The 16,529-nt window shown below is 35.0% G+C and carries 13 protein-coding genes and 1 pseudogene; 10 read left to right on the forward strand and 4 right to left on the reverse strand.

Annotated features, from left to right (window positions below):
• The first annotated feature begins 189 nt into the window (after positions 1–189).
• The 8 genes from ACZZZT_RS12970 (at position 190) to ACZZZT_RS13005 (ending at position 10,050) form a co-directional block, all read left to right on the forward strand.
• The gene (locus ACZZZT_RS12970) at positions 190–714 is read left to right on the forward strand and encodes a DUF5004 domain-containing protein (RefSeq protein WP_042565409.1); all 525 of its coding nucleotides are present in this window, start codon (positions 190–192) and stop codon (positions 712–714) included.
• Between the two features lie 7 nt (positions 715–721).
• Positions 722–1,804 carry an antibiotic biosynthesis monooxygenase family protein gene (locus ACZZZT_RS12975; protein WP_463460681.1) on the forward strand — a complete coding sequence of 361 codons (1,083 nt, stop codon included), beginning with the start codon at positions 722–724 and terminating at the stop codon, positions 1,802–1,804.
• Positions 1,805–1,828: 24 nt separating this feature from the next.
• Positions 1,829–2,008, forward strand: a complete 180-nt coding sequence (locus ACZZZT_RS12980) for a hypothetical protein (RefSeq protein ID WP_463460682.1) — start codon at positions 1,829–1,831, stop codon at positions 2,006–2,008.
• Positions 1,981–4,845, forward strand: coding sequence for a SusC/RagA family TonB-linked outer membrane protein (locus ACZZZT_RS12985; RefSeq protein ID WP_463460683.1), 2,865 nt, complete (start codon positions 1,981–1,983; stop codon positions 4,843–4,845). The genes ACZZZT_RS12980 and ACZZZT_RS12985 overlap by 28 nt, the downstream gene beginning before the upstream one ends.
• A gap of 25 nt (positions 4,846–4,870) precedes the next feature.
• Positions 4,871–5,728 (forward strand): RagB/SusD family nutrient uptake outer membrane protein, encoded by an 858-nt coding sequence (locus tag ACZZZT_RS12990; protein ID WP_463460684.1) that lies wholly within the window; start codon positions 4,871–4,873, stop codon positions 5,726–5,728.
• Positions 5,725–6,381: a RagB/SusD family nutrient uptake outer membrane protein gene (locus ACZZZT_RS12995; protein WP_463460685.1), complete on the forward strand. Its 657-nt coding sequence runs from the start codon at positions 5,725–5,727 to the stop codon at positions 6,379–6,381. Before ACZZZT_RS12990 ends, ACZZZT_RS12995 begins: the two co-directional genes overlap by 4 nt.
• Before the next feature lie 373 nt (positions 6,382–6,754).
• Positions 6,755–7,999 (forward strand): glycoside hydrolase family 71/99-like protein, encoded by a 1,245-nt coding sequence (locus ACZZZT_RS13000; protein ID WP_463460686.1) that lies wholly within the window; start codon positions 6,755–6,757, stop codon positions 7,997–7,999.
• Positions 8,000–8,025: 26 nt separating this feature from the next.
• A complete protein-coding gene (locus ACZZZT_RS13005; protein WP_463460687.1) occupies positions 8,026–10,050 on the forward strand; it encodes a glycoside hydrolase family 97 protein in 2,025 nt (674 codons plus the stop codon).
• Positions 10,051–10,180: 130 nt separating this feature from the next.
• Here the strand turns inward: ACZZZT_RS13005 and ACZZZT_RS13010 are convergent.
• The 4 genes and pseudogenes from ACZZZT_RS13010 to ACZZZT_RS13025 form a co-directional block, all read right to left on the reverse strand.
• Positions 10,181–11,312: pseudogene (locus ACZZZT_RS13010) on the reverse strand (FAD-dependent oxidoreductase).
• 152 nt (positions 11,313–11,464) lie between these two features.
• Positions 11,465–12,385, reverse strand: coding sequence for a hypothetical protein (locus ACZZZT_RS13015; protein WP_463460688.1), 921 nt, complete (start codon positions 12,383–12,385; stop codon positions 11,465–11,467).
• Between the two features lie 434 nt (positions 12,386–12,819).
• Complete coding sequence (locus ACZZZT_RS13020) at positions 12,820–13,254, reverse strand: DUF6526 family protein (protein ID WP_463460689.1); 435 nt, start codon at positions 13,252–13,254, stop codon at positions 12,820–12,822.
• A 255-nt stretch (positions 13,255–13,509) separates the two neighbouring features.
• Complete coding sequence (locus tag ACZZZT_RS13025; RefSeq protein ID WP_463460690.1) at positions 13,510–13,995, reverse strand: DNA-deoxyinosine glycosylase; 486 nt, start codon at positions 13,993–13,995, stop codon at positions 13,510–13,512.
• Positions 13,996–14,223: 228 nt separating this feature from the next.
• Between ACZZZT_RS13025 and ACZZZT_RS13030 the strand changes: the two genes are divergently transcribed.
• Together ACZZZT_RS13030 and ACZZZT_RS13035 are read left to right on the forward strand one after the other, a co-directional pair.
• Positions 14,224–15,246 carry a helix-turn-helix domain-containing protein gene (locus tag ACZZZT_RS13030; protein ID WP_042565415.1) on the forward strand — a complete coding sequence of 341 codons (1,023 nt, stop codon included), beginning with the start codon at positions 14,224–14,226 and terminating at the stop codon, positions 15,244–15,246.
• Positions 15,247–15,538: 292 nt separating this feature from the next.
• A complete protein-coding gene (locus tag ACZZZT_RS13035) occupies positions 15,539–16,438 on the forward strand; it encodes a bifunctional helix-turn-helix transcriptional regulator/GNAT family N-acetyltransferase (RefSeq protein WP_463462427.1) in 900 nt (299 codons plus the stop codon).
• The last annotated feature ends 91 nt before the right edge of the window (positions 16,439–16,529 follow it).

Below are 16,529 nucleotides of genomic sequence, written 5' to 3' on the forward strand. Positions count from 1 at the left end.
ATCTAAACAACGTCTTGATTTTTTGAATCGTTACAAGATTATAAAATATTGATTATTAGATTTTTGACTTCTTATTAACTCAAAATATATCTTGATTTTTCTCAGATGTTTTTTTTTAGATTTATTTAACATCTAGTTTCGTTCTGTCTTTAAGAAGACAAAAAAACTAACGAAACAAACCACAAATTTATGAAATGTAAAAGTATTTATTGGTTAGCTGTTTTGATGTGTTTCATGGCCATTGGTTGTGATAATACAGAAGACGGAAGCTACGTTGATCCGATTACCCTTTACGAGAAAGTAAACGGAAATTGGGGATTAACAAATTTGAAAATGGTTGATGAATCTGCTAAGGCAAATGCCATCGAACCAAGTGAACAAAACTTGAGTACGTATTTTAACTACGAAGATTTTAAGATCAAATTTAACGTAGATGAAAATAGGAACCCAACAAGTTATGAAGTTCTGGGAGACGTTCCTCCATTGTTTGCCAAAACAGGATTTTGGAGATTAAGTTCAGATTTTCAGCCTACTAATGCAAGCGGTCCGGTTCGAATTTATTTGTACAGCGACGCTCAGAAAACGCAAAAAACAGACGAACTCAGACTGACTTCGGTTCCTGGAAACAACGACGAAATGGAACTTCAATTAGTGCATTCTTCAGGCGGAATTGCCTTTGTATCTTATGTATTCAAATTAAATGCTATTAACTAAAAGTAATATGAAAAAATTTCTATATACAATTTTACTTGCCCTTTTAATGGCTCCGAATTTTACGCAGGCTCAGGAAGCCGCGGGAGCTGTGGGACCAATATCATCGTTTCCCGTAGTTTATAAATATGATGAGCAGGTTACGTGGTATTTTGACATGTCAGGATCAACTTTTACCGAAAACGAAGATCTGTATATGTGGATGTGGTCACCATCTGAACCGGATGCGGGCAACTGGGAAAACTCTTCTGATTTTGCAAAACTGCATTATGAAGGCAATAAAGTATGGAGTTTTACTTTAACTCCAACCGTTTATTTCTCCAGAACGGTGGCACAAATTACGGCAAGCGACGGATTTTGGTTTCGTTTAAAAAACAAAAACGGATCTAAACAAAGTGAAGTTGCCAATGTAACTTACACTGATTTCTCTTCGTTTTACACTGCAAATGAGTTAATCAGATCATACCCAACAAAACCAACAATTGATAAACCGGTTAGTATTTTATTCAATTCAAACTTAAAAGATGGCTTTGCCGGAGTTCCAAGTGTGCATTTCCACAGTGGATTAAACGATTGGGCGGTTAAACAGGAATATCAGGCATGGCTTCCGGAAGTATCTGAAAAAACAAAACTGAAAGATCTTGGAAATGGTTTTTACAGAATGGATTTGATTCCACAAGAATATTATAATCCTGAGCCTGGCTTTGTTATGGAAAACATTACGTTTCTGTTTGTAGCAAAAGACTGGACAACGAATTCTGGTGATCAGATTATTTATGCAGGAGCTTATGAGCCGCCACCACCGCCGGTATTTGGATTTTTTCCTTTGCAAATTAGCCAAAAAGATTTTCTGGGTATGTACAGAAAAAACAACGAACCGGGCGTAAACAAATTAATGTACACGATTACAGCCGGAAGCAAAATAATTGCGGGTGAGTTTTCAGGCGGAACTGCTGAAATAAAAGGATTTGTCAATTTGGTTTCAGAGCTTCAGGGAATTCCGAATTTAAATGAAATTCATGTTTTGGTCAAAGACAATAAAGACAAAACAATTTCGGACACTACGATTCCGCTTAAAACTTTAGACAAATAACTATCAAACCAAACACCAATTCTAATGAATAGTAAAAATAAAAAAATAGTCCTGCATCAAATGTGGACTACTAAATCGGTGGTATTCATGATTTTCATGCTTTTCCTTTCGGCAGGAATATTTGCGCAGGGAAAAAGAAAGTATCAGGAACCGTTTATGACAATACAGGAAGTGTTTTGCCGGGAGCTTCGATTATTGAAGTAGGTACAAAAAACGCAACCACAACAGATTTTGACGGGAAATTTTCGCTGGATGTAGCCGTAGGAGGTTCCATCGAAGTTTCGTTTATAGGTTCATCAACACAAAAAGTTCAGATCACTTCAGCTTCATCCAATATCGATGTTCGTTTGCAAAATGACGGATATCAACTGGCAGAAGTTCAGGTCGTTTCTGTGGGATATGGAACGCAGAAAAAATCAGATTTAACCGGGGCCATTTCGACCGTTGGTGCAGATGATTTGGTAAAAGGAACAATTTCTTCAACAGAACAGGTTTTACAGGGAAAAGTAGCGGGATTGAATGTAATTCGTCCTTCTGGAGATCCTGCAGCGGGCTCTACTTTGCGCTTGCGCGGAGGAACCTCTTTAACGGCAAGCAACAGTCCGCTTATTGTAGTTGACGGAATTGCGGGCGTTGATATCAATGTCGTTCAGCCTTCAGATATTAAATCGGTAGACATTCTTAAAGATGCTTCGGCGACAGCCATATACGGTTCAAGAGGAGCAAACGGAGTAATTATTATTACCACAAAATCAGGTACAAAAGGCGTTTCTGTTACCTACAGCGGTTTATCAAGCGTAGGTTATGTAGCTGATAATTTAGATCTTTTATCGGCAAACCAATGGAGAGCACAAGTTCGTCAAACCGGAAATATGGACGCTGTTGATTACGGCGGAAATACCAACTGGCAAAAAGAAATCGAGCAAGTTGCCATTTCGCAATCGCATACTTTAAGCATCAATTCTGGTAAAACAGACAGCGGTTTTAGAGCGTCAATTTCGTACTTAAATAATGAAGGTGTTATTAAAACAAGCGGTCTGGAAAGAATTAGCGGAAACTTAAACGCCTACCAATATCTTGGAGACAACAAAGCCGTAAAATTTGATATGGGATTATTTGCCAATATCGATAAATGGCACCCAATTGATTACAGAATTTTTGAGCGTTCATATAACCTGAACCCAACAATTCCGGTTTATGATGCAAACGGAGATTTTTCTTCTGTAGGCGGAAATATCTACGAAAATCCGGTGGAGATTTTAACCAACAGAACAGTTGATAACGAAAGACACAGACTTTTAGGTTATTTTAAAACTGAAGTAAAATTCCTGAATGATTTCTTAGCAGTTGCCAATATTTCATTAGAACATAATGCCATGCAGGGAAGTACATACAAACCTTCGTACGCTGTTATGGAAGGAAGAACGGAAGGCGGTTATGCTCAAAAAACCTATGCAGAATATACCAATGCACAAGGAGAATTGTATGTAAATTATAATAAAACTATTGACAAACACAATATTAGTGCGCTTGCAGGATATTCATATCTTGAAAATATTTACAATGGTTTTGGTGCACAGCGTTCCGGTTTTGTAACTGATGCTTTTGGTTATAATAATTTAGGAGCAGGTTACAATTATCGTTTGGGCGATGTGTACTCCTACAAAGGAAAATCCAATTTAGTTTCGTTTTATGCGCGTGCCAATTACGGTTACGACAGCAAATATTTGTTGACTGCAACGGTAAGACGTGACGGTTCTAGCCGTTTTGGAGAAAACAATAAATGGGGAACTTTCCCATCTGCATCTGCAGCGTGGAGAATTTCTAACGAAGATTTTATGACTTCGTCTAAAGATTGGTTGGGAAATTTAAAACTAAGAGTAGGTTGGGGAATTACCGGTAATCAGGACGGAATTGGTGAATATAAATCACTTTCGATCTTAGGAGTGGGTAACGACAGTTATTATGATCCTGTTACAGGAACGTGGAGTTTGGCTTATTCTCCAAAACAAAACCCAAATCCTGATTTAAAATGGGAATCTACAGAACAAGTAAACGTGGGTATAGACTTTAGTTTATTTAATAGAATTACAGGTTCATTCGAATGGTATTCTAAAACGACAAGAGATTTATTATATACGTATGAAGTGCCACAACCACCTTATTTAGTGGGTAATATGTTGGCAAACGTTGGTGAAATGTCAAACAAAGGAGTTGAGCTTACGCTGAATGCAGACATCATAAAAGGGGATAAATTTACCTGGGATGCGAATTTGACTTTAGGACACAATGTTCAAAAAATCGAAAAACTATCAAACCCAACCTATAAAACAGATGTAATTTACAGCGGATCTCTACACGGATTAGCGGGTATGTCAGGACAATATTCTCAAATTATTGCCGAAGGATATCCGGTTGGAACTTTCTGGGGATTTGAAAGTGCAGGACTTGGCGCCGATGGAAAAATGTTGTACTACAATGCTGCCGGAGAAAAAGTTTTAGACGACGTTTTGGTAGATGCAGATAAAAGAGATTTAGGTAATATTCAGCCGGATTTGACTTTAGGTATCGGAATGAATTTTACTTATGGAAATTTTGATTTAGGAATTTCTGGTTACGGAATGTTTGGTCAAAAAGCATTAAATGCCACAAACATGATGTTAAACGACCCAAACAGATTACCGGCTTTTAATGTTCCTGATGATTTCCTGAATACAGGTATTACTTCTGCACCAAAATACTCAAGTTACTGGATCGAAGATGCTTCTTTCTTTAGACTTCAAACGGTTTCTGTTGGATATACATTGCCATTGAAATTAAAAGGTTCAAAATTGAGAATGTATTTAATGGGCGAAAATCTTGCCGTGTTTACAAAATACAAAGGTGTTGATCCTGAAATTGGTCTAAATGCACAAGACGGAATCAACCAAACCGGAGTAATGGATTTAACCGGATTGGCAGCGCCTGGAATTGACAGATATAACAATTATCCTAGACCAACTACCATTTCTGTTGGATTAAATTTCACGTTTAACAATTAAGCGAATTAACTCAAAAATATAAAAAATGAAAATCAAAATAACAGCAGTACTATTGATGAGCATGCTTTTTACGATATCATGTACAAACTTAGATGAAGATTTGTACGATAGAGTAGAAGACGGAAACTTTGGGAATACGCCAAAAGAAATTGATGCATTGGTTGGTGGCGCTTATTCTTCTTTAAGAGGATTTGCAGACGGAATTTCAAACAATTACCCAACTTGCGAATATGTTTTCTTTTTGAACGAAACCGTTTCAGATGAAGCCACGATTCCAACAAGAGGAACAAACTGGTACGACGGCGGCCAATATCAGGATGCACAAAAACACACCTGGAAACCAGACAATCGTATGATTCTTTCGGCATGGCGTTATAATTATACCGGAATAGCAAAGATCAATTCGATCATTTATCAAATCGACAAATCGTCATTGACAGATGCTGCAAAAGCACCAATTTATGCCGAATTAAAAGCGTTGAGAGCGTATTACTATTACAATCTTCTTGATATGTTTGGGAATGTGCCAATCGTAGTTAATTTTGAAGATACTTCGTTGCCGTCAAATTCTACCAGAAAACAGGTTTATGATTTTGTAGAAAAAGAATTGCTGGATGCACTTCCGCATTTAACTTCGAATGTAGTGTATTCTAAATTTACTAAAAATGTAGCGTATTCGTTATTGGCAAGATTGTATTTAAATTCAGAAGCATTCGTTGGAACACCGCGTTGGCAGGATTGTATCGACATGTGCCAAAAAGTAACGGGTTATACATTAGCACCTGATTTTTTGCCAATTTTGCGACACAAAATGAAAAATCTCCAGAAATTATTTTTGCAATTCCGTACGATTCAAAAGCTGGAACTGTTGGAAATTATATGAGTTCAATGTCATGTCATTATTTGCATAAATTAACGCTTTCTGCTATTGGAGATTATCCTTGGAGTGCCAACGGAATGTGCGCACAGCCAGGCGTTTTCTCTGCATTTGAAGCAACTGATAAAAGAAGAAAATGTATGGTGGCCGGAGATCAGATCAATTTAGCCACCGGGCAAGTGATTATGATGGATAACGGAGAACCTTTAACCTATACTGAAGCCGTGACAAGCGTTGCCGATGCTAAAGAAAATGAAGGTGTTCGTTTGGGGAAATACGAAATGAAAGCGGGCGAAATGTGGGAACGTGATCACGATCTTGTTGTAATTCGTTATGCCGAAATTTTGATGATGCAAGCCGAATGTTATGTTCGTTTAGGATCTGCAGATTTAGCAAAACCATTTTTACAGCAAATTGCAACTCGCGCCGGAACAGAATTACCAGCTACGATTGATCTTGCTTATGTCGATAAGGAATTGCTTCGCGAATTTACTTTTGAAGGAAGAAGAAGAACAGATAACATTCGTTTTGGAACTTTCTTCGATTCATGGTGGGAAAAAGGAGCGACAGAAAAATACAGAGCGATTTTCCCAATTCCGAGTACTGTGATGACTACAAATAAAAACCTTAATCAGAATCCCGGATATCCTGTAAACTAGATTCTGGAATGTCAGTCTTCCATGTTGGTTAGTCGTGGAAGGCTGACATCTTTTATTGTTTTTTTACAGATTAAAAGGATTTTTTTCACGCAGATTTGGCAGATTAAGCAGATTTATTTTATCTGTGTGAATAGTTTTTGTTTCACGCAGATTCTGCAGATTAAAGCAGATTAAAAAAGATTTAATTTAATTAAAAGATCTGCGGAATCTGCTCAAATCTATTTTAAATCTGCGTGAGATAATTTTAGCCAAAGATTAACTTGATTAAAAAATCTGTAATAATCTTTTAATCAGGCAAAAAAAATCAGCTCAATCTGCCAAATCTGCGTGAGAAAATTAAGTGGCAAAAAAACAAAACAAACAACACATCAATATGAAAAGATATATCACATTATTGTTTTTTGGGATTTTGAATATTTTAATCGCCGCCGGTTGCAGCAGCGATGATAAAGGTTCAGATAAACCTACAGAACCAGAAGTTATTGCGCCCATTGCGATTGAAAAAACAAATAGCACCAAAATTTACGTGCACTACATGCCTTGGTTTGAAACCAACGAGAGCAGTGCCGACAAAAAATGGGGATATCACTGGACAATGGCCAACAAAAATCCGAACACGATAGGCGCAAACAATCGCAGAGAAATTGCATCGTATTATTATCCACTAATTGGTCCTTACCATTCAGGCGATAAAAATGTGATCGAAAACCATTTATTACTAATGAAATACTCCGGAATTGATGGTGTTTTAATCGATTGGTACGGCACTTATGATGTTTTTGATTACAGAATGGTTAAAGAAAACACAGAACAATTAATTGCCATGCTTGATAAAGTTGGTTTAGAATATGCCATCGTTTATGAAGACAGAGTAACCAAAAGCGCTGTTGATGCCGGAAAAGCAATTTCGGTTACCGCAGCTGCAAAAACCGATTTGGCTTATATGGAGAAAAATTATTTTGATGATGCAAACTACATCAAAGTAAACGGAAAACCATTGTTGCTAAACTTCGGACCAATTGTATTGCAAACACCAGCAGAATGGACAAACGTTTTTAACACCATAACAACAAAACCTACTTTTGTCACCCTTTGGGATCAATCTGTAGAGGCTGGAGTAAATGCTTCTGGAGAATATGCGTGGGTGTATAAAGACAATTCTTACCTGACGAATTTTTATACCAATACAAAACCAAAACTAAATGTTGCAATAGGAAGTGCTTATCCCGGTTTTAAAGATTTTTATGCCGAAGGCGGGGGCGGAGCAGCGATTGGATGGACAATTGAACATAACAATGGAGCGACTTTGGATGAAACTTTAGCTTTGGCTAAAAATGCCAACCTAAACTTTTTGCAATTAATTACTTGGAACGACTTTGGCGAAGGAACAATGTTTGAACCAACGGTAGAATTTGGTTATACGTATATCGAAAAAGTAAAAGCTTTTGCCGGAGTAAAAAACACCGAATCGGTTTTTCCTGAAATCAGTAAAATGTACAATTTAAGAATCGAAAAGAAAAGCAATGCTGATGTACAGCAAAAATTAGATGAGGCTTTTAATTATTTTGTTTCTGCACAGCCTGCAAAAGCAAAACAATTGATAAATGAAATTAAATAAAGAGTTGTAATTAATACAATTAAATAATGAAAAACATAAAATATAGATACTGTTTAATTGCTTTAGCGTCGATATTGATTTACGCGTGCAGTGCTGGTACTAAAAAAACATACACAATCAGTTCGCCTGGAAAAACGACCCAATTGGTTTTTGAATTAACTGTTTCCGGTCAGCCGCAATACAGTTTTTCTTCGAATGGGAAATCGGTTATTGAGCCGTCTTTGATGGGTTTTGAATTTCAGGGAATCCAGAAAATGACAGAAGGTTTTGAAGTGGTTTCCACCGAAGAAAAAACGTCTGACGAAACCTGGGAACAACCTTGGGGCGAATTCAAAAAAGTTCGTGACCACCACACCGAATTGATTGTTCATTTGAAAGAAACAAAAGGAGAAGAACGTTTGGTTGATATTATTTTCAGGGTTTTTGATGATGGTGTAGGATTTCGCTATTTCTTTCCGAAACAGCCTCATTTAAACAAAGTGAAAATTGCTGATGAAGCAACGCAGTTTACTTTTAAATCAGAAAATGATGTTTGGTGGATTCCTGTTCACAGAGAAAACAGTTATTATGAAAGTACGTATCGCAAAACGCCTGTTAGTAAAACAGATACTATAAACACGCCGGCCACTTTTGAAACCAAAGAAAAATTATTTGTAGCGATTCATGAAGCCAATTTGACTGATTTTGCTTCAATGACTTTATTAAAAGTAAATAATAAACAATACAAAAGCGAATTAGTACCGTGGAAAGATGGTGTAAAAGTATATGCCGAAACGCCTTTTGCAACGCCATGGAGAACCATTATTGTAGGCAATAATCCAGGAGATTTGACAACTTCTACGATCATGCTGAATTTAAATGATCCTTCAAAAATTGATGATCTTTCGTGGATAACACCTTCAAAATATATTGGAATCTGGTGGGGAATGCATTTGGAAAAATTCACGTGGGGACAAGGTCCAAAACACGGTGCAACAACTAAAAACACCAAAGAATACATTGATTTTGCTGCAAAAAACAATTTCGACGGTGTTCTTGTCGAAGGCTGGAACGAAGGCTGGGATGGCGACTGGACTGCCGACGGATCTGCATTTAGTTTCGTAAAACCGTATCCTGATTTTAATCTGGAAGAAATTACAAAATATGCCGCCATGAAAAATGTTCGTTTAATTGGTCATCACGAAACTGCCGGAGCCACAAAAAACTACGAAAGCCAGTTGGAAGACGCTTTTAAATTGTATCAAAAAATGGGCGTAAATACCGTGAAAACCGGTTACGTAAACAAATATCTGGACAAAAAAGAATGGCACGACAGCCAATACGGAGCGCGTCATTACAGAAAAGTAATGGAAACAGCTGCGAAATATCACATCATGATCGACAACCACGAACCTATAAAAGGAACAGGTTTACAGCGTACGTATCCAAACTTTATGTCGCAAGAGGGTGGAAGAGGTCAGGAATACAACGCGTGGTCTGTAGATGGCGGAAACACGCCGGAACATTTAACAACTTTGCCTTTTACAAGAATGCTTTCCGGACCGTTTGATTACACGCCTGGGAATTTTAATTTTGATTATAAAACGCCATCCGGAGCGCGCGTGCAGACGACTTTGGCAAATCAATTGGCATTATATGTGATAGTTTTTAGTCCCTTGCAAATGGCTTCAGACTTGCCGGAGAATTATGAAGGGAAACCGGAATTTCAGTTTGTAAAAGAAGTTCCTTGTAATTGGTCAGACACAAAAGTTTTAGATTCTAAAATTGGAGAATACACCACAATTGCCCGCAAAGACTGGGACGAGAAAAACTGGTATTTGGGTTCTATAACAAACAGTAATGCCAGAGATCTTAAAGTAGCATTATCATTTTTAGATGCAGGAAAAGAATACGAAGCCGAAATTTATGCCGATGGAGCAGGAGCAAACTACAAAACGAATCCGTATCCGGTAGCGATTTCAAAACAAAAAGTAAATAGTAAAACAGTTTTAGATATTAAACTCGCAGCTGGCGGAGGAACAGCTATAAAATTTTCTCCAGTCGAGAAATAAAATAAGTTAATTGAGTTAAGTTTGATCAATGAACCCGGCATCTTTAGAAAAAGGTGTTGGGTTTATTTTTTCTGGAAATTGTATTATAAGTTGATTTTAAAATAAATCAACGTTTTATTCCTCAATTCTATTAATAGTACATACGAAGTAAATCGGCTGCATAAGGATGATATAAAATCATTTCGATCATGCTTGTTTGAAGTTGTGCCTCTCGTGCATAAGCAAACATTTTTTTCATAATCTTTTACAGCAGTTTCTATAGTTTCAAATTTTCCATTAGTTAGATTATCGCATAAAATCAATGCATCTGTCATCCCTATATTAGCACCTTGCCCTGCGTAAGGAGGCATAATATGGGCAGCGTCTCCAATAAGTGTCATTGGCAGAGGACGTTTATCTTTCCAGGATTTTTCTAACGGCATTTTCATTGTTGATCCTTTTACAAAAGTAGATGTTGACCGGAATAATTCATGGTAACATTCGTGCCAGTCAGCACATCTGTTTGATAAAAAATTAATAATGAATTCCGTATCTTTAAAGTCTAATTCATTTTCATCAACCCATCCTTCAGGTTTTTCAAAAGACAAAGCATAAGTCAGGATATTGTCATTCTGTGGATTTACAACTAATACATTACTTTGGCATGGAGCCAATAGCAAATTGTTATTAAAAAGTTGATAGTATAATGGACATTTTATTTCTGGTTCAAATACATTTCCCATTATAATAAAACTTCCTGTATATTCTGTTTGGGCATCTGTAATATATTTTCTAAGTGCAGACATTCCTCCATTAGCTCCTATAACAAAATCTGCGGTTGCATATTTTCCATCTTCAAATTGCAAAAGCCATTTCCCATCGTCTTCTTTAAGGTTGGTAAATTTTCTATCCCAAACTACTGTATCAACAGTTAAACTTTCAAACAATATTTGCCTTAAATGGTTTCTGTTTATTTCAGGATTAGCATTCTGCTCTTTGGCTGTCGTTTGTCTGGCGAATAATATTTTACCTTGTTTGTTAGTAACAATTTTTCCCATAGGAAGACCCATTTCGAAATATCGTTCTAATAATCCTGCTTTTTTCATGGCTTTTTGTCCTGAATCTTTATATAAATTCAGCGTACTGCCTGTGATTCTTGTCTGCGAATCTTTATCTCTTTCGTAAACAGTTACATCGATTCCTTTTTGTTGTAGTAATTTAGCCATTATGAGACCAACAGGTCCTGCACCAATGATGGCTATCTTTTTATTTTTTAAAATCATATGCTTTGTGTACTTTACTTATTCATGAGATTATTAACATCAATTTTCTTTATTTTAAAATAAAAAATGGATCAAATCTAAATACAAAACACCAACAGAAATGGTTTAAATGAATTGTAAGTTTTAGAGTTTGTTAATTGAGGTTATAAAAACTAGTGTTTATAAAGCTTAACATGATTTCCAAAGGTATAGGCTGCTGTTAAAGTTGGGCCATTGTAACCCCATTTTAAATATCCGTTTAGTCTCTCTCTTACGGTATCAATTTTAAAATTAAGTCCTGTGTATCCGGCTGTTAAACTGAAGTTTTTGTGTACATTATATAATAGAGATAAATTATAACTCAGAATTCTACCGTCGATATTGTCAATTTTTATGGCGAGGTAATTGGCATTTACATAAAGACCAAAGCGTTCTCCCAGAACAAATTCTCCCCAAACTCCAACATCCGGTAATGGTGCAGTAAAATTAAAACTATCTCTATATTCAACACTCTGTCCTTCTCCTTCAAGACGTAGACCTAAATCTACAAACATAACGTGTGATCCTATTAATAAACCGGCTTCGTATTTTGGTTTAGATAAAAAGGCATATCCATAAGCGATTCTTGCAATCTGAACATTAAAAAAGGCAGTTATTCTGGCATCTATATTATACGTGTGATCGCCAAAAGTAATATCTCTTTCTAAAGTTTTTGATGAATTTCTGTCTAAATTAAAATACTCAAAACCTAGTCTTGATCTTCTTGAAATACGCCACTCGAATGTTGATAAAAATGACACGCTCGATTTTGAAAATCCTAAATCGTCTTCAAGATCTATCTCGGTTGCTGTATCGGTACTATTTCTTCCAACCTGAACCTGTGTGTTGTTTAAAGGAAAAAATGCTCCTGCAGTAAATTTAAATCGTCTGGCGTGCCAGAGCAATTCATTGACATCATAATCCTGAAGATCTTCTAAATTATTATTATTTTGTAAAGTAGGTAAAGTGGTTTCAGCAGGAATTTCGGCTGTGGTTTGTGCCTGAGCTGAAAACCAAAAAAGGGAAATAACCAACAAAGAAAATAATTTTTTCATAGGATTGTTTTTTAGGTTTATTGACAAAAATTAGCAATTAAAGTTAACAAAAAAAAACGTTCTTCTTACTTTTTTTATTTTATTATTTTTTAGATTTATTTGATTATCAGTATTGTATATTTTATTTTGTAAAAATAAAGATACTTTTGTGTTTTTTTTGGTGAATTAATTTTGTAAGAATGTTTAAAAAGCTGAAATATTTTTTTGTGAATACTGAATGTCGCGTGAGGGATAGGAGCAAGCTACCGAAGTAGCGCGGATAGCCCGACAGCATCCCGATGAGGGGCGAATAACCGCAATGTAAATTTGCCCCCTTATCGGGATGGTGGCACGCCCAGATTGTTAAGATACTGAGAGTTGATCGTATTTTTGATTTACATTTTGGTTAGTTCAAAAAAAAGCCTCTAAAAGAGACTAATGGAAAGTTGGTTTTGTTAGACGCGATTATAATCGCCTCGCCAGTGAACAATTGCCTTTTTGATGGCGTTGCCGGAGAGGTTATTTTTGATGGCATCGTCGATTAAACCAAGCAGTTCGTTGTCTGGCGCAAAACGCAGGGCAAATAATTGATCGTCGGTTAATTTGTATTCAAATTCTTCTAATCTTTTTCCGGTTAGTGTAAAATAGCGATAACGAAGCTCTAATCTAACAATTCTGTTTTGGAGAGTAATTGCATAATGCTGGCGAAGCATAAAAGCAAGACAGAACAAAAAAATAAAGCAGACACATATAAATGTCCAGATTAATTTATCGTTTGTGGTGCAGACAAAATATATACTTCCTGTCAAAAATGCGATTAAAACAGGATAATAAATAAAATGATGCCATGAATAAAACCTAATATGGTTTGAATATGTTTGAATTTTCATGATTTCTTCTGCATTAAATATTAGTGTTAAATTAATAAAAGCTATTCAATAAAGAATAGCTTTTATTTAAAAATAAACTAACAACCAATATTTTATAATCTAATTCCCTGGCAATAATTTATAAGTAGTGAGTCCATATAAATTAAAAGGATTAATTATTTTAAATATCTTAAAACCTTTGGTAAAATTATCTTAGAAGCTGTCCTTTTTTGTTACATTTTAAAATGATTTTATTATAGAATTCAAATATTGGCTTTAAATCAAGGTTTCAATAATTTTCCATTCCTCTAATTTTGACTGAAAAGTTTTACTCGCATTGGCAGGACTTGATGATGGTAAGGTAATTAAGTTATATTCTTTTTGAAGAGGAACGTATTTTTTAAAAAAAGCCGCCGCTTTTTGTCCATTAAAAAGTATGGTTTTTATGTTAGGGTGACTTTTTAAGAAAGTTTCAAAATCATTGGCAATTTCATTTTTTATGGCACTGTCCAGACTTCCCACTCGTTCGCAAAATTGCAAAACATCCCAAAGTGCTATTTTATTTTTTTGCAAAAGTGCTTTTTTGGTTGGATAGTCATCTGAAAAATCTTCTTTTAAAATAGTGAACATAAATTTCCAGAAATTATTTTGTTTATGACCGTAATATTGATTGAGTTCTAATGATTTAGTGCCGGGCATTGTGCCTAAAATCAAAATATTAGCATCATTTGAAGTTATGGGAGCGAAAGAAAAACTTTTCATTTTGTATTGCTTATTTAGAGGAAAAAATCTTAAATATTAGAATAATCATTTAGAGGTAATTATAAAACAAATTACAAAAATTATATAACATTTTCGGAAGGTCATTAAACGAACTTTGACAGATAGATTTTTAAGGAAATCCAACGTCTAAAAGAAATGTTTCTGTTTCTAAAAGTTTCTCAAAAATCTATTAAAAATAGAATGTAGAATTTTTAAAATCCACGCAAAATGAAAATAGTAACTATAAATACAGAGAAAATCGAAAATATTTTTGATGAGTTAACTTTAAATGTAGGCGGAAAAGTAACTTTCGATTTAGATGAATATACTTTGGAAGTCAATAATAGTTTTGCAAAAGGATCTATTACCGGTGCTTCATTCAATGATGATATTTCGTATGTGCAGTTTGATATGACTTTTTCTGCCGATGTTCGAATGAATATCTTAAACTTAAAATCGTCTCCGGTTTATTTTGCCTATTGTTCTAAAGGTAATTTATCTCATAGTTTTGGAATTACGGGTGAAGAAAGAAAATTGAAAACGTTTCAAACAGCAATTCTTTCTTCTAAACAAGATCAGGAACATGTTTTGTTTTTTGAAAAAGATAAGAAAACAAAATTTACTTTGATTATTGTGGGAACTCACGCAACTGTTAATCAAACTCATTCATTGAATGAAAATGTGAGAGAAACTTTTTTTGGTAAAAATACTGTTGAAGATTTCTTTTACATAGGTTCATATAATTTAAGAATTGCCGAAAAAATAGAGCAATTAAATGCTGTAAATCAAAGCGGAATAGTTCGTAATTTATTGAAAGAAGGTATTTTAAGAATTATTCTTGCTATGGAAATTCAACAACATACAGATGATTTAATTGCTGCTTCAAAAGATACAAACTGTTTGACTTTAAGAGAAATGGAAGAAATCAAAGAACTTTCTGAAGCTATAAAAGCCAATCCTGAAGAACCATTTACGATTAAATCATTAAGCAAAAAATCGGGTCTGTCACCAAATAAATTGCAGGAAGGTTTTAAAATGATTCACAATCGCACAGTTAATGATTATATTACACATATGCGTGTTTTAAAAGCCGAAATTTTAATTAGAACGTCGGACTTGAATATTTCTGAAATTGTGTATTGCATTGGTTTTACAAGCAGAAGCTACTTCTCTAAAATCTTCAAACAAAAATTCAATTGCAGTCCAAAAGAATATAAATTCAATTTGAATCCGTTGGCTATTACAGCTTAGTTTTATAGAGGTTCAAAGCTACAAAGTAGCAAAGGTTCAAAGTTTTTTCTTCAAGGGCGTACATTATTGTACGTCTTTTTTTTATGACATTTTTTGTAAAATAATATTATAAACACACACTGTTGCCATTTTTAAAAACCTTTGTACCTATGTTCCTTTGCAACTTTGTTACTTAAAAAAACTTAGTATCTTAAAAAAATACATATATTTGCATAACTAATTATGTAATCAATTATAAAATGGATTTTTTAATAAAGTAGGTAAAGTGGCTTTAGGAAGCCGTTTGCGTTTAATGACAGCGATAATTACAGATGATGCTGCAAAAGTTTACGAATTGTATGGAGCGGATTTTATGCCAAAATGGTTCCCGGTTTTTTATACACTTACAGAAGAAAGAGAAATTACGATCACTGAAATTGCTAATGAAATTGGACATTCGCAACCCTCAGTAAGTAAAATTGTTCAGGAAATGATTACCGCAGGACTTGTAAATGATAATTTAAAAACGATAGATAAGCGCAGAAATATTGTGGCTTTGACAGAAAAAGGATTAATCCTGTCTAAAAAAATAAAATTGCAATGTATTGATGTTGAGGCTGCTGTTGAATCTCTGATTTCTGAATCAAATCATAATTTATGGGCTGCGCTCGAAGAATGGGAATTTTTACTGGAGCAAAAATCATTGTTTAAAAGAGTAAACGAACAGAAAAAAACGCGTGAAAGTCAGGATGTTCAAATTATAGAGTACACTCCCGAATATCAGGAAGCTTTTAAAGCTTTAAATGAGGAATGGATATCAACGTATTTTGAAATGGAAGAAGCAGATTATAAAGCATTGGATAATCCCAAAGAATATATTTTGGATAAAGGAGGAAAGATTTTGGTTGCTTTATATAAAAATGAACCTGTTGGTGTTTGCGCCCTGATTAAAATGAATGATAAAAATTATGATTTTGAGATGGCAAAAATGGCTGTTTCGCCAAAAGCGCAGGGAAAAAGTATTGGCTGGCTGCTTGGTGAAGCAATTGTAAAAAATGCTAAAGAACTTGGCGCGTCAAAGTTATATCTGGAAAGTAACACAATCCTTAAACCAGCAATTAACTTATACCATAAATTAGGTTTCGAGAAAGTTTCTGGTTTGGCAACGCCTTATAAACGTTGTAATATCCAGATGGAGCTTATTATTAGATAAGGTTCAAAGTAGCAAAGGTTCAAAGGTACAGAGTGGCAAAGGTTCAGAGATTAAAATATACGTTATTTTTCACGGCAGTATTTTTCGTAGA

Source organism: Flavobacterium sp. AC274 (genome assembly GCF_979258275.1).